The sequence below is a fragment of the Pseudomonas fluvialis genome, assembly GCF_014207935.1.
GTDB lineage: Bacteria > Pseudomonadota > Gammaproteobacteria > Pseudomonadales > Pseudomonadaceae > Aquipseudomonas > Aquipseudomonas fluvialis_A.
Map to the genome: position 1 here is coordinate 171243 of NZ_JACHLL010000006.1, position 21442 is coordinate 192684.

16 protein-coding genes are annotated in these 21442 nt (G+C 62.4%); 4 read left to right on the forward strand and 12 right to left on the reverse strand.

Annotated elements, in window-relative coordinates; translation table 11 throughout:
- Positions 1-147 precede the first annotated feature (147 nt).
- A complete protein-coding gene (metH, locus tag HNP49_RS16055) occupies positions 148-3858 on the reverse strand; it encodes a methionine synthase (protein WP_184684938.1) in 3711 nt (1236 codons plus the stop codon).
- 156 nt (positions 3859-4014) lie between these two features.
- On the opposite strand from metH, the gene HNP49_RS16060 reads away from it, so the two are divergent.
- From HNP49_RS16060 to nfuA, 4 genes are all read left to right on the forward strand, one after another.
- On the forward strand, positions 4015-6291 hold the full coding sequence (locus tag HNP49_RS16060; RefSeq protein ID WP_184684940.1) for a fatty acid cis/trans isomerase: 2277 nt from the start codon (positions 4015-4017) through the stop codon (positions 6289-6291).
- 138 nt (positions 6292-6429) lie between these two features.
- Entirely contained in the window at positions 6430-7416 is a 987-nt protein-coding gene (locus HNP49_RS16065) for a response regulator (RefSeq protein WP_221445272.1), read from the forward strand.
- A gap of 6 nt (positions 7417-7422) precedes the next feature.
- The gene (locus HNP49_RS16070; protein WP_184684943.1) at positions 7423-8364 is read left to right on the forward strand and encodes a diguanylate cyclase; all 942 of its coding nucleotides are present in this window, start codon (positions 7423-7425) and stop codon (positions 8362-8364) included.
- 78 nt (positions 8365-8442) lie between these two features.
- Positions 8443-9024 carry a Fe-S biogenesis protein NfuA gene (gene nfuA / locus HNP49_RS16075; RefSeq protein ID WP_184684945.1) on the forward strand — a complete coding sequence of 194 codons (582 nt, stop codon included), beginning with the start codon at positions 8443-8445 and terminating at the stop codon, positions 9022-9024.
- Positions 9025-9088: 64 nt separating this feature from the next.
- Here nfuA and HNP49_RS16080 read toward each other — a convergent pair whose 3' ends face one another.
- From HNP49_RS16080 to nuoE, 11 genes are all read right to left on the reverse strand, one after another.
- Positions 9089-9358 carry a hypothetical protein gene (locus tag HNP49_RS16080; RefSeq protein WP_184684947.1) on the reverse strand — a complete coding sequence of 90 codons (270 nt, stop codon included), beginning with the start codon at positions 9356-9358 and terminating at the stop codon, positions 9089-9091.
- 172 nt (positions 9359-9530) lie between these two features.
- Positions 9531-10997, reverse strand: a complete 1467-nt coding sequence (gene nuoN / locus HNP49_RS16085; protein WP_184684949.1) for an NADH-quinone oxidoreductase subunit NuoN — start codon at positions 10995-10997, stop codon at positions 9531-9533.
- A 21-nt stretch (positions 10998-11018) separates the two neighbouring features.
- Entirely contained in the window at positions 11019-12551 is a 1533-nt protein-coding gene (gene nuoM / locus HNP49_RS16090; RefSeq protein WP_184684951.1) for an NADH-quinone oxidoreductase subunit M, read from the reverse strand.
- 27 nt (positions 12552-12578) lie between these two features.
- The gene (gene nuoL, locus HNP49_RS16095; RefSeq protein ID WP_184684953.1) at positions 12579-14426 is read right to left on the reverse strand and encodes an NADH-quinone oxidoreductase subunit L; all 1848 of its coding nucleotides are present in this window, start codon (positions 14424-14426) and stop codon (positions 12579-12581) included.
- Positions 14423-14731: an NADH-quinone oxidoreductase subunit NuoK gene (nuoK, locus tag HNP49_RS16100; RefSeq protein WP_184684955.1), complete on the reverse strand. Its 309-nt coding sequence runs from the start codon at positions 14729-14731 to the stop codon at positions 14423-14425. Before nuoK ends, nuoL begins: the two co-directional genes overlap by 4 nt.
- A gap of 4 nt (positions 14732-14735) precedes the next feature.
- A complete protein-coding gene (gene nuoJ, locus HNP49_RS16105) occupies positions 14736-15236 on the reverse strand; it encodes an NADH-quinone oxidoreductase subunit J (RefSeq protein ID WP_184684957.1) in 501 nt (166 codons plus the stop codon).
- Between the two features lie 9 nt (positions 15237-15245).
- Positions 15246-15794 (reverse strand): NADH-quinone oxidoreductase subunit NuoI, encoded by a 549-nt coding sequence (nuoI, locus tag HNP49_RS16110; RefSeq protein ID WP_095940724.1) that lies wholly within the window; start codon positions 15792-15794, stop codon positions 15246-15248.
- A gap of 11 nt (positions 15795-15805) precedes the next feature.
- The gene (gene nuoH, locus HNP49_RS16115) at positions 15806-16813 is read right to left on the reverse strand and encodes an NADH-quinone oxidoreductase subunit NuoH (RefSeq protein WP_184685188.1); all 1008 of its coding nucleotides are present in this window, start codon (positions 16811-16813) and stop codon (positions 15806-15808) included.
- Positions 16813-19521 carry an NADH-quinone oxidoreductase subunit NuoG gene (nuoG, locus tag HNP49_RS16120; RefSeq protein ID WP_184684959.1) on the reverse strand — a complete coding sequence of 903 codons (2709 nt, stop codon included), beginning with the start codon at positions 19519-19521 and terminating at the stop codon, positions 16813-16815. Before nuoG ends, nuoH begins: the two co-directional genes overlap by 1 nt.
- 101 nt (positions 19522-19622) lie before the next feature.
- Positions 19623-20951, reverse strand: a complete 1329-nt coding sequence (gene nuoF / locus HNP49_RS16125) for an NADH-quinone oxidoreductase subunit NuoF (protein ID WP_184684961.1) — start codon at positions 20949-20951, stop codon at positions 19623-19625.
- On the reverse strand, positions 20948-21442 hold the full coding sequence (gene nuoE, locus HNP49_RS16130) for an NADH-quinone oxidoreductase subunit NuoE (protein ID WP_184684963.1): 495 nt from the start codon (positions 21440-21442) through the stop codon (positions 20948-20950). Before nuoE ends, nuoF begins: the two co-directional genes overlap by 4 nt.

Genomic DNA, 21442 nt, shown 5'->3' on the forward strand with positions numbered 1-21442 from the left:
CCTCGGCTCAATACGCCGTGAAACGATCAGGCCCGCACGTGGCGGGCCTGATGGGTGACGCAGGATGGGGCAGGCAGAGCCATTACCCAGTGCCGGGAAGATAGGTAGCGCGACGCGTGCCCATCGTGCGGTTTCCCGGCAGGTCTGTCAGTTGTCGTAGCCGAGGTTGGGCGCCAGCCAGCGTTCAGTGACGCTGAGGTCCTGACCCTTGCGCTTGCTGTAGCTCTCGACCTGATCCTTGTCGACCTTGCCCACGGCAAAGTACTGGGCCTCGGGGTGGGCGAAGTACCAGCCGGACACGGCCGCAGCCGGGAACATGGCGTAGTGCTCGGTGAGGAACACGCCGCTCTGGCCGGCCTTGTTGTAGTCGGCTTCGGGGTCGAGCAGTTTGAACAGGGTGGCTTTCTCGGTGTGGTCCGGGCAGGCCGGGTAGCCGGGAGCCGGGCGGATGCCGTTGTACTGCTCCTTGATCAGCTCCTCGTTGGAGAGCTGTTCATCCTTGGCATAACCCCAGTGTTGCTTGCGTACCTGCTCGTGGAGCCACTCGGCGCAGGCTTCGGCGAGGCGGTCTGCCAGGGCCTTGACCATGATGCTGTTGTAGTCGTCACCCTTGGCCTCGTAGGCCTTGGCCACTTCCTCGGCACCGATACCGGCGGTGGTGATAAAGCCACCCACGTAATCGGTAATCCCGCTTTCCTTGGGCGCGACGAAGTCGGCCAGGGCCAGGTTGGGTTTGCCGTCCGGCTTGATGGTCTGCTGGCGCAGGTGATGCAGCTGGGCGATGACCTTGCCGTGGTCGTCGCGCACTTCGATGTCGTCGTGGTTGATCTGGTTGGCCGGCCAGAAGCCGAACACGGCACGGGCCTTGATCAGCTTCTCGTCGATCAGCTTGTTCAGCATCGCCTGGGCATCATGGAACAGTGCGGTAGCCGCTTCGCCCACCACCTCGTCGGTGAGGATGCGCGGGTACTTGCCGGCCAGGTCCCAGGAGATGAAGAAAGGCGTCCAGTCGATGTATTCGGCCAGCACCTTGAGGTCGATGTCGTCCAGCACCTGCACGCCGGTGAAGCTCGGCTTGGGCGCGATGTAGCCGGTCCAGTCGAACGCCGGCTTGTTGGCCAGTGCGTCGGCATAGGGCAGGCGCTCGGTGCGTGAAGCGCGCGCCGCGGTGCGTTCACGAACTTCTACATATTCGGCCCGGGTCTTCTCGACGAAGCCGGCTTTCAGCTCCTTGGACAGCAGCTGAGTGGCCACACCGACCGCGCGGGAAGCGTCGGTGACGTAGACCACCGCGTCGTTCTGGTACTTGGGCTCGATCTTCACCGCCGTGTGGGCTTTGGAGGTGGTGGCGCCGCCGATCATCAGTGGCAGATTGAAGCCCTGACGCTGCATTTCGCGGGCGACATGGACCATCTCGTCCAGCGACGGGGTGATCAGGCCGGACAGGCCGATGATGTCGCACTTCTCGGCGATGGCAGTCTGCAGGATCTTCTCCGCCGGCACCATCACGCCCAGGTCGACGATGTCGTAGCCGTTACAGCCGAGCACCACGCCGACGATGTTCTTGCCGATGTCGTGCACGTCGCCCTTCACGGTGGCCATGAGGATCTTGCCCTTGGCTTCCGGCTTGTCGCCTTTCTCGGCTTCGATGAAGGGGATCAGGTGAGCCACGGCCTGCTTCATCACCCGGGCGGATTTCACCACCTGGGGCAGGAACATCTTGCCGGCGCCGAACAGGTCGCCGACCACGTTCATCCCGCTCATCAGCGGGCCTTCGATCACCTCAATCGGACGCGCGCACTGCTGACGGCATTCTTCGGTGTCTTCCACGATAAAGGCGGTGATGCCTTTGACCAGTGCGTGTTCCAGACGCTTGTCGACGGGCAGGGCGCGCCAGGCTTCGTCTTCAACTTCCTTGACACTGCCGTCGCCACGGTAGTTGTCGGCAATGGCCAGCAGAGCTTCGGTGCCGTTGGGGGTGCGGTTGAGCACCACGTCCTCGACCTTCTCACGCAGCTCGGCCGGGATCTCGTCGTAGATCTCCAACTGGCCGGCGTTGACGATGCCCATGGTCAGGCCGTTCTGGATCGCGTGGTAGAGGAATACCGAGTGGATCGCTTCGCGCACCGGGTTGTTGCCACGGAAGGAGAACGACACGTTGGATACGCCGCCGCTCGACAGAGCGTAGGGCAGGTGGTCGCGGATATAGGCGCAGGCTTCGATGAAGTCCACGGCGTAGTTGTTGTGCTCTTCGATGCCGGTGGCCACGGCAAAGATGTTCGGGTCGAAGATGATGTCTTCCGGCGGGAAGCCGACTTCATTGACCAGGATGTCGTAGCTGCGCTGGCAGATTTCACGCTTGCGTGCGGCGGTGTCGGCCTGGCCGACTTCGTCGAAAGCCATCACCACCACGGCGGCGCCGTAGCGCTTGCACAGCTTGGCGTGGTGCTTGAACGCTTCGACGCCTTCCTTCATGGAGATGGAGTTGACGATGCCCTTGCCCTGGATGCATTTGAGGCCGGCTTCGATCACTTCCCACTTGGAGGAGTCGATCATGATCGGCACGCGCGAGATATCTGGCTCGCCAGCGATCAGGTTGAGGAACTTGACCATGGCTGCCTGGGAATCGAGCATCCCTTCGTCCATGTTGATGTCGATCACCTGGGCACCGGCCTCAACCTGCTGCAGGGCGACTTCCAGGGCCTCGGTATAGTTCTCCTCACGAATCAGCCGGGCGAACTTGGCCGAACCGGTGATGTTGGTGCGCTCGCCGACGTTCACGAACAGCGAGTTGCGGTCGATGGTGAAGGGCTCAAGGCCCGACAGGCGGCAGGCCTTGGGAATGTCCGGAATCACACGCGGCTTGTACTTGGCCACGGCCTCGGCAATCGCCTTGATATGCGGCGGGGTGGTGCCACAGCAGCCACCGATGATGTTCAAAAAACCCGAGGCGGCGAATTCTTCGACCACCACGGCCATCTCGGCCGGCGTCTCGTCGTATTCGCCGAAGGCGTTGGGCAGGCCGGCGTTGGGGTGGGCCGACACATGGGTCTCGGCCTTGGCGGCGAGTTCGGCCAGGTACGGACGCAGGTCCTTGGCGCCGAGGGCGCAGTTCAGACCCACGGAGATCGGCTTGGCATGGCGCACCGAGTTCCAGAAGGCTTCGGTAGTCTGCCCGGACAGGGTACGGCCGGAGGCGTCGGTAATGGTGCCGGAGATCATGATCGGCAGTTCGACGCCATCGTCCTCGAACACCTGCTGCACGGCGAAGATCGCGGCCTTGGCGTTGAGGGTGTCGAAGATGGTCTCGATCAGGATCAGATCGGCGCCGCCTTCGATCAGGCCGCGGGTGGCCTCGACGTAGTTTTCCACCAGCTCGTCGAAGGTGACGTTGCGGTAGCCGGGGTCGTTGACGTCCGGGGAGATCGAGCAGGTACGGCTGGTCGGGCCTAAGACGCCTGCGACGAAACGCGGCTTGTCCGGTGTCTCCAGGGTCTTGGCATCGGCCACTTCGCGGGCCAGGCGCGCGCCTTCAACGTTCAACTCATAGACAAGGCTTTCCATGCCGTAGTCGGCCTGGGACACCTGGGTGGCGTTGAAGGTGTTGGTTTCCAGGATGTCGGCGCCGGCATCCAGGTAGGCCTTCTCGATGGCCTGGATCACGTCCGGGCGGCTGAGCAGCAGCAGGTCGTTGTTGCCCTTCACATCGCTCGGCCAGTCGGCGAAGCGCGCGCCGCGGTAGTCGGCTTCCTCCAGCTTGTAGCTCTGGATCATGGTGCCCATGCCGCCGTCGAGGATCAGGATGCGTTCCTTGAGGGCTTGTTGAAGCAGTTGTTGGCGTGCGGCACGATCGGACATGGTGACTACCCGGCTGGTGGAACGAAAAAGGTGCGTGATGATAGCAAAGATGCCTGAATTTCTGGCATGTGCCGGATCACCATGAATTTCATTCATGTTGCTGGGGCGGCAGGATGACGCGTTAGAATCGCCGCTGGTCTTGGCCCGGATGCCGTTATGAATCGCCTGCTGCTTGCGTTTTTCTCGCTGTTTTCACTGCCAGTCCTGGCCACTGAGGTGCCGTCCTTCAGCCGCGATGTGCAGCCGATCTTCAATGCCAAGTGCGTGGCCTGCCATGCCTGCTACGACGCGCCCTGTCAGCTCAATCTGGGGAGTGGAGAGGGTGTCCAGCGCGGTGCCAGCCAGTCACCAGTGTACAGCGGCACACGCACCGAGGCGCAGGCCACCACACGCCTGTATCTGGATGCTCATGGCGAAGCGGCCTGGCGGCGCAAGGGCTTTGCCTCGGTGCTGCAACCGCAACAGCAATCGGCGGCGCTGATGGCGCGCATGCTCGAACTCGGCCACAACAATCCCTGGCCGGCCAACAGCAAGCTGCCAGCCACCATGGACATCGACATCAGCCGCGAGAACCAGTGCCCGCTGCCGGAGCAGTTCGCAGGCTTTGCCCGAAAGAATCCCCAGGCCGGCATGCCGTTTGCCGTCACCGGCCTGGATGCCATGGAGTACGACACCCTGCAGCGCTGGCTGGCCGCTGGCGCTCCAGTGGATGAGCAGCCCCGCACGGCCAATGCCAGTGAAGCGTCGCAGATCAGCCAGTGGGAGGCCTTGCTCAATGGTGACAGCCCGCGCGAGGTGCTGGTGGCGCGCTGGCTGTATGAGCATCTGTTCCTCGCCCATCTGTATTTCGATCAGGCGCAGAGTGGCCAATTCTTCCAGCTGGTGCGTTCTCGCACGCCCACTGGCCAGCCGGTCGACCCGATTGCCACGCGCCGGCCCAATGATGATCCGGGCACGCGGTTCTTCTACCGGCTGTGGCCGATTCAGGGTGCCATCGTGCACAAGACCCACATTACCTATCCGCTCAGTGCAAAGAAGCTGGCGCGGGTGCAGGAACTGTTCTTCGCCGGTGACTGGGCGGTGCAGGCGCTGCCGGGTTATAGCCCACAGCGGCGGGCCAACCCGTTTGAAACGTTCGCCGCCATCCCGGCGCAGGCTCGTTACCAGTTCATGCTGGATAACGCCGAGTACTTCGTGCGCACCTTCATTCGCGGCCCGGTCTGCCGCGGGCAGATCGCCACGGACGTGATCCGTGACCAGTTCTGGGCCCTGTTCCAGTCCCCCGAACATGATCTTTACCTGATCGATCCGCAGTTCCGCGCCGCCGCCACGTCTTTGCTGGCGTTGCCCGGTCAGGTGGACGAGCTGCGCAGCCTGCCCAGACAGTGGAGTGAGTACAAGGAGAGTCGCAACGACTACGAGGCCCTGCGCCGGGATACCTACGCCGAAGCGCCTGCGCCAAGCTGGTCGCATATCTGGGCGGGTAACGATAATGCGCTGCTGTCGATCTTCCGCCAGTTTGACAGTGCCTCGGTGCGCAAGGGCCTGATCGGCGCCGTGCCGCAGACGCTGTGGCTGCTTGATTATCCTCTGCTGGAGCGCACCTACTACGGGCTGGTGGTCAACTTCGACGTGTTTGGCAATGTCTCCCATCAGGCGCAGACACGCCTGTATTTCGACCTGATTCGCAATGGCGCCGAGGTCAACTTCCTGCGTCTGATGCCGGCCTCCAGCCGCGAGCCGCTGCTGGAGGGCTGGTACGCCAAGAGCGGCCGACTGAAACTGTGGCTGGATTACCAGAGCATCGACAGCAGCACGCCGACAGCACTGCAGCTGGACGAGCTGAAACCCAAAGAGGATTTCGCCGAGCGCCTGATCCAGCGCTACGCCACGCTCAATGCCCGGCCGGACCCGATCAACCGTTGTCAGGGGGCGCATTGCTACCGGGAAAACGTTGCCGTGGAGCTGCAGCGTGCTGAGCAGAGCCTCAGTCGTCTGACCAATCGCCCGGCCGCTGGGCTCAAGGTGATCGAACAACTGCCTGAAGCCAGCATACTGAGCATCGACTACGGCCAGGGGCAGACCGAGGTCTACAGCCTGCTGCGCAACCGTGCGCACAGCAACGTGGCCTTCATGGTTGGTGAGGAGCTGCGCTATGAGGAAGGCTTGGATACTCTGACTGTCTATCCGGGTGTGCTCAGCAGCTATCCGAACTTCATGTTCAGCCTGGAAGCCGATGAAGTAGCCGAGTTTGTCGCCGCTCTGGAGCAGGCCCGCAGCCCGCAAGCCTTCGAGGCCATCGTGCAGCGCTGGGGCATCCGTCGAACCCATCCGCAGTTCTGGGCGCATCTCGACAAGCTCAATACCTATATCGAGCGGACTGAGCCGGTGGAAAGCGGCATTCTGGATATCAATCGCTACAAGAATCTTTAAGGAACTCACGTAACTGCTGATTTTTTCAGCGTCTTGCCTTTACAGGGCGGCGCCACCTGCATTTACTGAAAGGGTATCTCCATCTCGGGTGGTCTTTCTGTGTCTGCAATAGCTCTACTGGTCTGCGATGACTCAGGCATGGCGCGCAAGCAGCTGATCCGTTCGCTGCCTGCCGATTGGCCAGTCAACATCAGCCAGGCCACCAATGGTCGCGAAGGCCTCGAAGCGATCCGCCAGGGCCTCGGCCAGGTGGTACTGCTCGACCTGACCATGCCGGAAATGGATGGCTATCAGGTGTTGCAGGCGCTCAGGGATGAAGGCCTGCAGGCCAAAGTCATTGTGGTTTCTGGTGATGTTCAGGAAGCCGCCATACAGCGCGTGATGGAGCTGGGGGCGCTGGACTTCATCAAGAAGCCGGCCAATCCCGAAGAACTGCTGGCCAAGCTGAAGGCTCATGACCTATTGAGCCTTGGTGGAGCAGGGCAGGACGAGGCCTCACTGCAAACGCAGGCCCAACAGGCCGCTCTGGCTGAAATGAAGGTTGGCTTTCGCGATGCCTTCCGTGAAATCACCAACGTTGCCATGGGCCGTGCTGCCGCCTTGCTGGCCAAGGTGCTGGGTGTGTTCGTGCAGCTGCCGGTGCCCAACGTCAACATCTTCGAGGTCGGCGAGCTGCACATGGCGCTGGCTGATGCGCAGAGTGGCGAACGCCTGACGGCGGTGTGCCAGGGCTATATCGGCGATGGTATCGCCGGCGAGGCCTTGCTGATCTTTCATGATTCGGAAGTGGCCGACATGGCCCGCCTGATGAAGTGGAAGCTGGAAGGCGAGAAGGCCGAGATGGAGCTGATGCTCGATCTGTCGAGCATCCTCATCGGCGCCTGCCTCACGGCTATCGCCGAACAGCTGGACAGCCACTTGTCCCTGGGTCATCCCTTGCTGCTGGGGCAGCATTCGCCGATCGAGGAGCTGATTCGGGTCAACCAGGCCCGCTGGCGCAAGACCCTCGCGGTTGAGATCAGCTACACCCTGGAAGGCCAGGCGATTCACTTCGATCTGCTGCTGCTGTTTACCGAAGATTCCGTGGCGCGTCTGAGCCACAAGATCAATTACCTGCTGAGCTGACGGCCCATGGAACTCAACGAACTGCACTGGATGCTGGATATCCTGCAAAGCATCGACGTCGGTGTGGTGGTGCTCGACCGCGAGTACCGCATCGAGATGTGGAACAGCTTCATGGAAAGCCATTCCGGTCTGGAGCCTGAGGAAGTCCAGGGGCAGAGCGTGTTTCGCATTTTCCCGGAAATAGAGGAAGCGTGGTTCCGCAACAAGGCGGAAACGGTGGCGACACTCGGCACGCGGACGTTCACCATTTGGGAGCAGCGGCCCTATCTGGTGCGCTTCAAGAACTACCAGCCGATCACCGGGCAGGAAGACTTCATGTACCAGAACACCACCATCATCCCGATCAAGGATGCCACGGGGAAGGTGGGGCATATCTGCGTGGTGATCTACGACGTGACCCACGTCGCCAGCAACAAGAAGCAACTGCAGAACGTCACGGCCAGGCTGCACCAGCTGACCCGGACCGATGCGCTCAGCGGCCTGCTCAACCGCGCGCACTGGGACAAATCGCTGGAACAGGAGTTCGCCCGCCATCAGCGTTACCAGCGCCAGCTGTCGCTGCTGTTGCTGGATATCGACGAGTTCAAGGTATTCAACAGCCAGTATGAGCATGCGGCTGGCGACCTGTTGCTGCGCAGCCTGGCTGATCTGCTTGGCCAGCATGTGCGCAATCTCGATCCCAGCGGGCGCTATGCCGCCGACCAGTTCGCCGTGCTGTTGCCGGACACCGCCGTCGAGGGCGCGCGGCAGCTGGCCGAGCGCTTGCGTGACGCCGTGAGCCAGCAGGTTCTGCTGCATGACGGGCAGGCCGTGCGCTACAGCGTCAGCATCGGAGTTGCCGAGCTGGACGCCAATTGTCTCAATCCACGGCAGTTCTGCGAGCGTGCCGAGCAGGCGCTGGCCAGGGCCAAGCAGGCCGGGCGCAACTGCGTGGTGGCGTACGCCTGACTATTCCGACTGTTTTGCTATGGCTTTATCCGCAGCAGGTGATGGCGTACACTGCGCCCATATCTGTAAGGAGTTGCCATGAGCGCCATTACCATCACCGAATCCGCCGAACATTACCTGGCCGACCTGCTTTCCAAGCAGAACACCAGCGGTATCGGCATTCGCATCTTCATCACCCAGCCCGGCACCCAGTACGCGGAAACCTGCATTGCCTACTGCAAGCCCGGTGAGCAGAAGGCCGAAGATACGCCGCTGGCGCTGGCCTCCTTTACCGCCTGGATCGATGCCGTCAGCGAGCCGTTCCTCGAGGACGCCCTTGTCGACTATGCCACCGACCGCATGGGTGGCCAGCTGACGATCAAGGCCCCGAACGCCAAGGTGCCGATGGTCAACGAAGACAGCCCGATCACCGAGCGCATCAACTACTACCTGCAGACCGAGATCAATCCCGGCCTGGCCAACCACGGCGGTCAGGTGAGCCTGGTGGATATCGACGAGGGCATCGCCATCCTGCGCTTCGGTGGTGGTTGTCAGGGCTGTGGCCAGGCCGACTACACACTCAAGGAAGGCATCGAGAAAACCTTGCTGGAGCGTATTCCAGAACTCAAGGGTGTGCGCGACGTGACCGACCACAGCAACAAGGAGAACGCCTATTACTAAGGCGCTCTCCAATGAAAAAAGGCGACCTTTGGGTCGCCTTTTTTGTGTTCGGCTAACAGCGCTGTCAGGCCGGCATGCTCCAGGGTTCCAGATGGTAGCCCTGTTCGGCCAGGTCCTGGCGGGACTTCTGCAACGCCTTGGCCAGGCTCTGCGGGTTTCGGTAGTTCTGACTGGCCAGTCGGGTGCGGCCGAGTACTCGCCCGAAGGTGCGGTCAATGACGCTCAGGCTCAGTTCGCCATAGCCGTCCTGAGCCGCCCAGGCCACGCACTGGAAAGGCTGGAAGGCATTACCGGCAATCAGCAGCGCTTCGTTGATGCGCAATTCGTTGTTCATGATCAAGCTCCATGGCAAATCCGTGGAATCGCTACAGCCGTTCGCAAGCGATTCGTTAAGCAATGGATGTCATGAACAGGGGCTGAGGTCACAGCCGGTCGTCATTTTGAAAGTGATTGGCGACTGAATATAAAAAAGCCCTGCAGAGCAGGGCTTTTTCGTTACCGCAGGATCACACCGCGAGAACGGCCAGTTTGACCAGTTGCAGCAGCGGCTGCGGGTAGACGCCGAAGAAGAACGCCAGCACGGCAATCGCCAGCAGCATGATGCCACCGGCGCGTACGTTCCAGTTCATCGGCGCATCGTAGCGGCGCAGGTTAGGCTCCACCAGGAACAGGGTAACCATGACCCGCAGGTAGTAGAACACCGCGATGCCACTGCCGATCACCATCACCCCGAGCAGCCACCACAGTTGCGATTGCACGCCGGTCGCGATGATGAAGAACTTACCGATGAAGCCAGCCGTCAGCGGAATACCCGCCAGCGACAGCATCATCAGGGTCAGTACGGCAGTCAGGTACGGGCGGCGCCAGAACAGGCCGCGATACTCGTACAGGGCGTCGCAGTCGCGGCCCTTGAACGGCGTGGACATCAGGGCAATCACGCCAAAGGCACCCAGGCTGGTAATCACGTAGGTCACCAGATACAGGGCGATGGCTTCCTGGGCCAGGCCCTTGCCGGCGATCAGGGCGATGGTGATGTAGCCGAAATGGGCGATCGACGAGTAACCCAGCAGGCGCTTGAGGTTGCTCTGGGTCAGGGCCAGCAGGTTGCCGATCAGGATCGAGCCGATGGCGAACAGGGCCAGCAGGTTTTCCAGCCAACCACCGGCCATCGCCGGGGACTGCAGGTACAGGCGCAGCAGTACGGCAAACACCGCGACCTTGCTGGCACTGGCGAGAAACGCCGCCACCGGCACCGGGGCCCCTTCATAGACGTCCGGTGTCCACAGGTGGAAAGGCACCATGGACAGTTTGAAGGCCAGACCGACCAGCATCATGCCGATGCCCAGCTGCGCCAGTGGCGTGGCCAGACCGGTTGCCGCCACATGCGCACCGATACCGGCGAAGCTCAGGCTGCCGGCATCGGCATACAGCAGGGCCATGCCGAACAGCAGGAACGCGGAGCCAGCCGCCGAGAGCACCATGTACTTGATGCCGGCTTCCAGGGAGCGCTTGTTGAAGAAGGCATAGGCGACCATCCCGTAGACAGGCACCGAGAGCATTTCCAGGCCGATGAAGAGTCCCGCCAGGTGCTGCGAGCAGACCAGCACCATGCCGCCCAGTGCCGCCAGCAGCATCAGCAGGTACATCTCTTCGCGGTTGCCCGGATAGCCCTCGCCACTGAAACGGCCGAGGTAGGCGTGGGTCAGGGTCAGGCAGCCAAGAGTCGCCAGCAGAATCAGGCCCATGTAGAAGCCGGCGAAATTATCCACCAGCAGCAGCGGAGTGACCGCCAGAGGAGCAACCTGCATCGACGGCACGAGCGCCGCCAGCGACAGCACCAGACCAATCCCGGAAAGGATGTAGCTCTGGCTGTGATTACGCCGCCAGGCGATGGCCAGCATCACCACAATGACGGTGGCCGACAGGACCAGCAGTGGCAGGATGGCTGTGAAGTGTTGAATCGTCAGATCCATAGCGTGACTTTCCATTAACAGCTACCGGGCCGAGACCAGTTGAGAAAGAGCAGTGCCCAGCCATTGCTGAACACCATGCATGCTGGCTGCCGTGGTATCGAGCACCGGCTGCGGGTAAACGCCCAGAATCACCAGCAGTGCGGCCAGGCCGAGCACCATCAGCAACTCGCGGCTGTCCAGCGCCAGCAGCGGCTTGTCGGACTTGGCCGCACCGAAGTGTGCGCGATGAATCATGATCAGCGAGTAGACCGAGGCCAGCACAAGGCCGAAGGTGGCAATCACCACGATCACCGGCACGGCCTTGAACGAGCCCATCAGGATCAGGAACTCGCCGACAAAGTTGCCGGTACCCGGCAGGCCGAGTGAGGCTGATGCAAAGAACAGACTGACGGCCGGCAGGTAGGGCATGCGCGCCCAGATGCCGCCCATCTGGCGCATGTCGCGGGTATGCAGACGCTCATACAGCTGGCCACAGAGGATGAACAGGCCGGCGGCGGAAAGGCCGTGGGCCAGCATCTGCACCACCACGCCCTGCAAGGCCATCTGGCTGCCGGAGTAGATACCGATCAGCACGAAGCCCATGTGCGACACGCTGGAGTAGGCCACCAGGCGCTTGATATCGGTCTGCGCAAAGGAGAGCAGGGCACCGTAGAAGATGCCGATCACGGCCAGGGTCATGGCCACCGGCGCAAACTGCGCGGAAGCGTCCGGGAATAGCGGTATGGCAAAGCGCAGCAGGCCGTAGGCGGCGGTTTTCAACAGGATACCGGCGAGGTCCACGGAACCGGCGGTCGGCGCCTGGGCGTGGGCATCGGGCAGCCAGGAATGCACCGGCACTACCGGCAGCTTGACCGCGAAGGCGACGAAGAAACCGAGCATCAGCAGCCACTCGACGCCCGGAGCCAGTTCGGCCTTGAGCAGGTCGCTGTAGTTGAAGGTGATCACGCCGGTGTTGTCATAGTTGACGAACACCAGGGCGAGGATCGCGACCAGCATGATCAGGCCGCTGGCCTGGGTAAAGATGAAGAACTTGGTCGCTGCGTAGATGCGCGTGCGCTTGCCATCATCCGAACTGTGTCCCCACAGCGCGATGAGGAAGTACATCGGCACCAGCATCATTTCCCAGAAGAAGAAGAACAGGAAAAGGTCCATGGCGAGGAACACACCGACCACACCGCCGAGAATCCACATCAGGTTGAGGTGGAAAAAGCCGACGTGGTTTTGGATTTCTTTCCACGAACACAGCACGGAGAGCACACCGAGCAGGCCGGTGAGCAGGATCATCAGCAGCGACAGGCCATCCAGGGCAAGGTGCAGGCTGATGCCGAACGCAGGAATCCAGCTGGCCTGGTACTCCAGGGCCCATACCGGGTCAGCGCCTGGGGCCGGAGCCAGTTGGTAGTTGCCGGTGGTCCACAGCCACAGACCCAGCCCCAGTTCGAGGAGCATGGTCAACATGGCTACCCAGCGAGGCAGGGTGGCGCCGAAGCGCTCGCCTTGCCAGCAGAGCAGGCCGCCGATGAAGGGAATCAGGATTAGCCAGGGCAGAATCATGTCGGGCTCAATCTCTCAGTAAATTCATTAGGCCAGTACGATGATGCCGAGCACCACCACGGCACCCAGTGCCAGGGAGGCGGCATACCAGCGCAGGTATCCGGTTTCGGTGCTCGTCATGGCCTCGTGGCTGCTGCGCACGGTGGCCGGGATCAGGCCAATGGCATGATCCAGCGGATCGCGGCCCAGCAGGCGGCAGATCAGCAGGTAAGGTTTGACGAACAGCAGGGCATACAGCCAGTCGAAGCCCCAGGCCGCATACCACCAGGCGCCGAGGAAACGCCCGGGAGCGCTGGCGGCGATGGCCGTGACCAGGCGACGCTTGCCGAGGAACAGCATGGCCGCCAGCAGGATACCGGCAATGGCGATGGCGCCCGAGGCAATCTCAAGGCTGTGCTGGGCTTCGCCACCCGCATGGCCGACGCTCTGCGGCAGCACACCGGCCAGCGGCGGGCTGATCAGGGCGCCGACGAAGGTCGAGAGCACGATCAGGGTCGACAGCGGCAGCCAGTAGGCCACGCCATGACCACCATGGGCCTCGGTCTTCTGCTCGCCATGGAAAGCAATGAAGATCAGACGGAAGGTGTAGATCGAGGTCAGGAAGGCACCGGCCAGGCCTGCGTAGAGCAGTTCGCTGTTACCACTGGCAAAGGCTTCCCAGAGGATCTCGTCCTTGGAGTAGAAGCCGGCGGTGATCAGCGGCAGTGCGGCCAGCGCGGCGCCGCCGACGATGAAGCTGGCGTAGGCCAGCGGCAGTTTCTTCCACAGGCCGCCCATCTTGAAGATGTTCTGCTCATGGTGGCAGGCGTTGATCACCGCACCGGAGGCAAGGAACAGCAGAGCCTTGAAGAAGGCGTGGGTCATCAGGTGAAAGATCGCGGCTTCCCAGGCGCCCACGCCGAGTGCCAGGAACATGTAGCCGATCTGGCTCATGGTCGAGTAGGCAAGGATGCGCTTGATGTCGGTCTGTACCAGCGCGGCGAAACCGGCCAGTACCAGGGTCACGCCACCGACGATGCCCACCAGCTCCAGCACATCCGGCGTCAGCAGGAACAGGCCGTTGGTACGTGCGATCAGGTAGACGCCGGCGGTAACCATGGTCGCCGCGTGGATCAGCGCCGATACCGGTGTCGGGCCGGCCATGGCGTCGGCCAGCCAGGTCTGCAACGGCAGCTGGGCGGACTTGCCCACCGCGCCACCCAGCAGGGCCAGGGTCGCCAGGGTCAGCCAGGGATCGCCGGCAGCAAACTTCTGCGGTGCCAGGGTCAGCAGTTCCTGGATATTCAGGGTGCCCAGCTGCATGTACAGAATGAACAGGCCGAAAGCCATGAACACGTCGCCAACGCGGGTGACGATGAAGGCCTTGAGTGCGGCATTACCGTTGTTCGGATTGCTGTAGTAGAAGCCGATCAACAGGTAGGAGCACAGCCCCACGCCTTCCCAGCCGAAGTACAGCAGCAGCAGGTTGTCGCCCAGTACCAGCAGCAGCATGCTGAAGATGAACAGGTTGGTGTAGGCGAAGAAGCGCGAGTAGCCCTCTTCACCGCGCATGTACCAGCTGGCAAACAGGTGGATCAGGAAGCCAACGCCGGTCACCACGCCGAGCATGGTCAGCGACAGGCCGTCCAGGTGCAGGGTGAAGCTCGGGGCGAAGCCCTCGACGCTCATCCATACCCACAGCTGCTGGGTGAAGACGCCAGCCTCCGGTGGTGCCACATTGAACTGGTAGATGATCCAGGCGCTGGTCGCCGCCGACAGACCAACCGAGCCGACACCGATCAGTGCCGACAGGTTTTCACCCAGACGGCCACGGGAGAACGACAGCAGCAGGAAGCCGATCAGCGGGAAAAGAAAGGTCAGAAATAGTGCGTTCATCCGCGCATCTCGCTGGCTGCGTCGATATCGAGGGTGTGGAAGCGGCGATACAGCTGCAGCAGGATCGCCAGGCCAATGCTGGCCTCGGCGGCTGCCAGGCTGAGCACCAGGATGAACATGATCTGTCCATCCGCCTGCACCCAGCGGCTACCGGCCACGACAAAGGCCAGTGCGGTCGCGTTCATCATCACTTCCAGGCTCATCAGCACGAACAGGATGTTGCGCCGCACCATCAGACCGGCCAGGCCGAGGCAGAACAGCATGCCGGCAATGGCCAGGCCGTGCTCCATGGGAATACCGTTCATCCTGTTACTCCTTCGCTTCTTGGCGGCCGAGGTGATAGGCCGCCACCAGTGCTGCCAGCAGCAGCATGGAGGCCAGTTCGACCGCCAGCAGGTACGGGCCGAACAGGCTGACGCCCACGGCCTTGGCATCGACCTGAGTACCCTGAATCAGGGCGCCGGTGCTGTTGCCAAACAGTACGTAGAGCAGTTCGGCCAGCAGCAGCAGGGACAGCAGGCCAGGCCCGATCCAGACTCCAGGCGTCAGCCATTTGGCTTCCTGCTCGGCAACCGCCGGCCCCAGGTTGAGCATCATCACCACGAAGACGAACAGCACCATGATGGCGCCGGCGTAGACGATGATTTCCAGGGCACCGGCAAAGGGCGCGCCGAGGGCGAAGAAGCACATCGACACGGCCAGCAGCGAGACGATCAGGTAAAGCAGGGCATGTACCGGGTTGGTATGGGTGATGACCCGGAAGGTCGAGGCAACCGCAATAGCGGAGGCCAGGTAGAAAGCGAGTTCCATGTCCTCTCCTTAGGGCAGCAGGCCTTTGACGTTGATCGGTTCGGCTTCGTTCTGCGCAGCGCCCTTGGGCTTGCCGGCAATGGCCATGCCCGAGACGCGGTAGAAGTTGTAGTCCGGGTATTTGCCGGGGCCGGAAATCAGCAGGTCCTGCTTCTCATAGACCAGATCCTGGCGCTTGTACTCGGCCATTTCAAAGTCCGGGGTCAGCTGGATGGCTGTGGTCGGGCAGGCTTCCTCGCACAGGCCGCAGAAGATGCAGCGCGAGAAGTTGATGCGGAAGAATTCCGGATACCAGCGACCGTCTTCTTTTTCGGCTTTCTGCAGCGAAATACAGCCGACCGGGCAGGCCACAGCGCAGAGGTTGCAGGCCACACAACGTTCTTCACCGTCCGGGTCGCGGGTCAGGACGATGCGGCCACGGAAGCGCGGCGGCAGGTACACGGGTTCTTCCGGGTACTGCAAGGTATCGCGCTTGCGGAAGCTGTGGCCAAACACCATCACCAGGCTGCGCAGCTGGGTGTAGGTACCGTGCAGGATGTGCAGGATTTCCTTGATCATGTTCATGTTCCTTACTGCCCCGCAGCCGGGCTGGTGGCCAGCACCAGTGCGGCAGTTACCAGCAGATTGATCAGGGTCAGCGGCAGGCAGAACTTCCAGCTGAAGCTCATCACCTGGTCATAGCGCGGGCGCGGAATGGAGGCGCGCAGCAGGATGAACAGCATGATGAAGAACGCCACCTTGGCCGCAAAGTAGAAGAACGACAGCCACGGCAGCTGCTCCAGGAACGGGCCGTGCCAGCCGCCGAAGAACAGCGTCACCAGCAGCGAGGACACCAGCACGATGCCGATGTATTCGCCGACGAAGAACATGCCCCATTTCATCCCCGCGTATTCGATGTGGTAGCCGTCGGCGAGCTCCTGTTCGGCTTCCGGCTGGTCGAACGGGTGGCGGTGGGTGACGGCCACGCCGGCGATGAAGAAGGTACAGAAGCCGAGGAACTGCGGAATGATGAACCACAGGTTCTGCTGCTGGTATTCGACGATGTCGCGCATGTTGAAGCTGCCGGCCTGAGCCACCACGCCCATCAGCGCCAGGCCCATGAAGACTTCATAGGACAGGGTTTGCGCCGATGCCCGCAGGCTACCCAGCAGGGCAAACTTGTTGTTGCTCGACCAGCCGGCGAACAGCACCGCGTACACCGCGATACCGGCCATGCCGAAGAAGAACAGCAGACCGATGTTCAGATCCGCCACGCCCCAGGTGGGGGTAATCGGCACGACGGCGTAGGCGATCAGCAACGCACTCATGGCTACGATCGGCGCCAGAGTGAAGATCAGCTTGTCGGCGAACGGCGGCGTCCAGTCTTCCTTGAAGAACATCTTGACCATGTCGGCGCCGAGCTGGAAGGCACCGAACGGGCCCACGCGGTTCGGACCATAGCGGTCCTGCCAGAGGCCGAGCAGGCGGCGCTCGACCCAGGACAGCAAGGCGCCGGTGACAACCACGGCGAGGAGAATCACCACGGCCTTGACTACCGCGATGATCACCTCGATCAGTTCAGGCGTCAGCCAACTCATCATGCCACCTCCTGAACATCACTCACGCTGACATTGGCTGTCAGCGCCGGTATGCCGGGCAGGCCTGCCGGCAGGCCGATCAGGCCACTGGACAGCGCGGCGCTCGTCTGCAGCGGCAGACGCAGGGATACGCCACCGACGGTCAGACCCAGCATGGCGCCTGGGTTGACGCCCAGCTTGGCGGCATCTTCCTCGGACAGCACCACATAAGCTTCGGGGATGCGCTGCTGGATCGGCTTGGCGCGGGCACTGTTTTCATCACTGCCAAACAGGTGGAAGTACGGCACGACCTGCCAGTTGCCCGGCTGGGCAGAACAGGCGGCCGGAACGCTGAACCAGTTCAGGTCCGCACGCTCACCATCGAGCAGGCGCACACCGGGATCACCGGCGCGCAGGTGACCGCCGACTTCGTCCTGGAACTTGTTCCAGGCCTGCGGCGAGTTCCAGCCCGGCGACCAGGCGAACGGAATCTGCTGACGATCTTCCGCGCTGCCGGCATAGCCTTCCATGGAGAAGGCAAAGGCCGAGTCCTTGTCCTGCGGTTGACGCGGCTCGTGCACGCTGATGTTGGCGCGCATGGAGGTGCGGCCACTGTAGCGGTGCGGTTCGCGGGCGAGTTTCAGACCCTTGATGCGGAAGCTGGCACTTGGCGCGGCGTCGCGGATCCCAGCGAGCAGTTCGCTGCTGGCGGCACAGGCATTGGTCACCTGGTCCAGCTGTGTCCAGTCGACGGACTGACCCAGCAGGGTGCTGTGCAGGGCGTGTAGCCAGCGCCAGCCTTCACGAACCAGATTGTCGGCGTTGTAGTAGACCGGGTCGAACACCTGGAAGAAGCGCTGGGCGCGGCCTTCCTGGCTGACCAGGGTGCCATCGCCTTCGGCAAAGGTGGCTACCGGCAGCACCAGATCAGCGCGCGAGACGGTAGTTGTCGGCTGGTGATCGGCGACGATCAGCACACTGGCCTTGGCCAGCGCGGCATCGACCACGACCTTGTCGGCGCGGCGATACAGATCGTTTTCCAGCACGATCAGAGCATCGGCTTCGCCGTTCTGCAGGCGGGCAAGGGCGCTTTCCAGCGAGTCACCGCCAAGCAGGGTGGCGCCGAGACTGTTGGCTTCACCCAGCGCCAGGCTGATGGAGGCGTTTTTCTCGCGGTTTTTCAGGGCTTGGGCAATGTTGCCGGCGGCTTCCAGCAGCGCCTGGCTGCCCAGCGAGGTACCGGCAACGATCAATGGGCGCTTGCCGGTCAGCAGTGCGGTGGCGATACGCTGAGCCAGTTGCTCGGCTTCGCTGTCCAGACCGCTTACTGCGGGCGCGCTCGGGTCGATGGCATGGGCTACGGCAAAGCCGAGGCGGGCCAGGTCTGCCGGAGCGGCGTGTACGGTTTCCGTGGCGGCGTCGTCCAGGCGTGTGAGATCGACCGTGGCGATGAACAGCGGATTGCTGGCGTGCTGGGCGACGTTCTGCACGGCGGCCATGTGCCAGTCCTGAATTTTCATCGAGGCGGCGATGTCGGTGGCCTTGCCTTTGACCGCCTGACGCAGGGCCAGGGCGACACGGGCAGAAGTCTGGGTCAGGTCTTCACCGAGAACAAACACCGCGTCATGGTCTTCGATCTCGCGCAGCGTCGGTGTCGGCAGCGGGCCGTTCTGCAGCAGTTCACGGGCCAGTTGCAGGCAGGCCAGTTCGTTGGCGGCGATACCCACGGAGAAGTTGCCCGCACCGACCAGTTCGCGCAGGGCGAAGTTGCCTTCCAGGCTGGCGCGCGGCGAACCGATACCGATGACACGGCGCCCCTTGAGCAGGGCCGCGGCCTTGTCCAGAGCCGCATCCAGCGACAGCGGGGTACCGTCGGCCAATTGCGGCTGGCGCGGACGATCGCTGTTGTTGACATAGCCATAGCCGAAACGGCCACGGTCACAGAGGAAGTAGTGGTTCACCGAGCCGTTGAAGCGGTTCTCGATGCGGCGAATCTCGCCATAGCGTTCACCGGGGCTGATGTTGCAACCGGCCGCGCAACCCTGGCAGATGCTCGGGGCAAACTGCATGTCCCACTTGCGGTTGTAACGCTCGGAGTGGGTCTTGTCGGTGAACACGCCGGTCGGGCAGACCTCGACCAGGTTGCCGGAGAACTCGCTTTCCAGCACGCCGTCTTCGACACGACCGAAGTACACGTTGTCATGGGCGCCGTAGACACCCAGGTCGGTACCACCGGCGTAATCCTTGTAGTAGCGCACGCAGCGATAGCAGGCGATGCAGCGGTTCATCTCGTGGGCGATGAACGGGCCGAGCTCCTGATTGGTATGGGTGCGCTTGGTGAAGCGATAACGGCGCTTGTTGTGACCGGTCATCACGGTCATATCCTGGAGGTGGCAATGACCACCTTCCTCACACACCGGGCAGTCGTGCGGGTGGTTGGTCATCAGCCACTCCACCACGCTTTCGCGGAACTGCTTGGCTTCCTCGTCGTCGATGGAAATCCAGGTATTGTCGGTGGCGGGCGTCATGCAGGACATGACCAGGCGGCCGCGCTTGTCGTTCTCGTCGGTGTACTGCTTGACCGCGCACTGGCGGCAGGCACCAACGCTGCCCAGCGCCGGATGCCAGCAGAAGTACGGAATATCAAGTCCCATGGAGAGGCAGGCCTGCAGCAGGTTGTCCGCCCCATCGACTTCAAAGGTCTTGCCGTCTACGTGAATAGTGGCCATTTTCGGGTGTCTTCTTGTACTCGCCAGGCGAGCTGTCTAATTGAGAAACCGTTGTGTCCGCAGGGCGGACCAACCGCAGGCCAAGCCTGCGGTCACTGTATTCATGCCGGTACGGCGGCTGCCTGTTTGGCGATACCCGCCTCGAACTCGGGGCGGAAATACTTCAGCGCGCTGCCCAGTGGCTCCACGGCACCCGGGGCGTGCGCACAGAAGGTACGGCCTGGGCCGAGCGAGGTCACGAGCTGCTCGAGGGTCTCGAGATCGCCAGCCTGGCCATCGCCACGCTCCAGCGCCCGCAGCACCTTGACGCTCCACGGCAGACCATCACGGCACGGCGTGCACCAGCCGCAGGACTCGCGGGCAAAGAACTCTTCCATGTTGCGCAGCAGCGACACCATGTTGATCGAGTCGTCGACGGCCAGCGCCAGACCGGTGCCCATGCGAGTGCCCACCTTGGCGATGCCGCCGGCGAACATCGGTGCATCTAGGTGTTCCGGCAGGAGGAAACCGGTGCCCGCACCGCCCGGTTGCCAGGCTTTGAGCTTGAAGCCATCGCGCATACCGCCAGCGTAGTCTTCAAACAGCTCACGAGCCGGCACGCCAAAGGGCAGTTCCCACAGACCGGGGTTCTTCACCTTGCCGGAGAAGCCCATCAGCTTGGTGCCGTGGTCTTCGCTACCGGCGCGGGCCAGCGACTTGTACCAGTCGACACCGTTGCCGACGATGGCCGGCACGTTGCACAGGGTTTCGACGTTGTTGACGCAGGTCGGTTTGCCCCAGACGCCGACGGCGGCGGGGAAGGGCGGCTTGGAGCGCGGGTTGGCGCGACGGCCTTCCAGCGAGTTGATCAGCGCCGTTTCTTCACCACAGATGTAGCGGCCGGCGCCGGTATGCACGAACAGCTCGAAGTCGAATCCGCTGCCCAGAATGTTCTTGCCCAGCAGACCGGCGGCTTTGGCTTCATCAATGGCCTTGTTCAGGTTGCGCGCCGCATCCACATACTCGCCGCGCAGGAAGATATAGCCACGGTAGGCCTTAAGCGCGCGTGCAGAAATCAGCATGCCTTCGATCAGCAGGTGCGGCTGCTGCTCCATGAGCATGCGGTCCTTCCAGGTGTTGGGCTCCATTTCGTCCGCGTTGCACAGCAGGTAGCGGATGTTCATGGACTCATCGTTGGGCATCAGGCCCCACTTGACCCCGGTGGGGAAACCCGCGCCGCCACGACCCTTTAGTCCGGAGTCCTTGACGGTCTGGACGATGTCGGCCTGAGCCATGTCGACGAGCGCCTTGCGCGCGGCGGTATAGCCGTTCTTGGCCTGGTATTCAGCCAGCCATACCGGCTCGCCGTCATCACGAAGACGCCAGGTCAGCGGGTGGGTTTCGGCGCTGCGGGCGATGCGGTTGGCGGGCCCCATGGAGGTAAGAATCATGCGTAGGCCTCCAGAAGCTGGGCAACACTGCCGGCATCGACGTTGCCAAAGGTGTCATCATCGATCATCAGCGCCGGTGCCTTGTCACAGTTGCCCAGGCAGCACACGGGCAGCAGTGTGAAGCGGCCATCGGCGGTGGTCTGGCCCGGAGCGATGCCCAGGTGGTTCTTGATACTGCCGAGGATCGATTCGTGACCGCCGATGAAACAGGTCATGCTGTCGCACACGCGAATGATGTGGCGGCCAACCGGCTGGCGGAAGATCTGGCTGTAAAAGGTAGCCACACCCTCAACGTCACTGGCTGGAATACCTAGGATGGCGCCGATGGCGTCGGCTGCACCGTCCGGAACCCAACCGCGCTCTTTCTGCACGATTTTCAGGGCTTCGATGGACGCCGCGCGCGGGTCCTCGTAGTGATGCATCTCGTGCTCGATGGCCGAGCGCTCGGTGTCGCTGAGGACGAAACGGTCAGTCTGGATCAACGTGCTCAT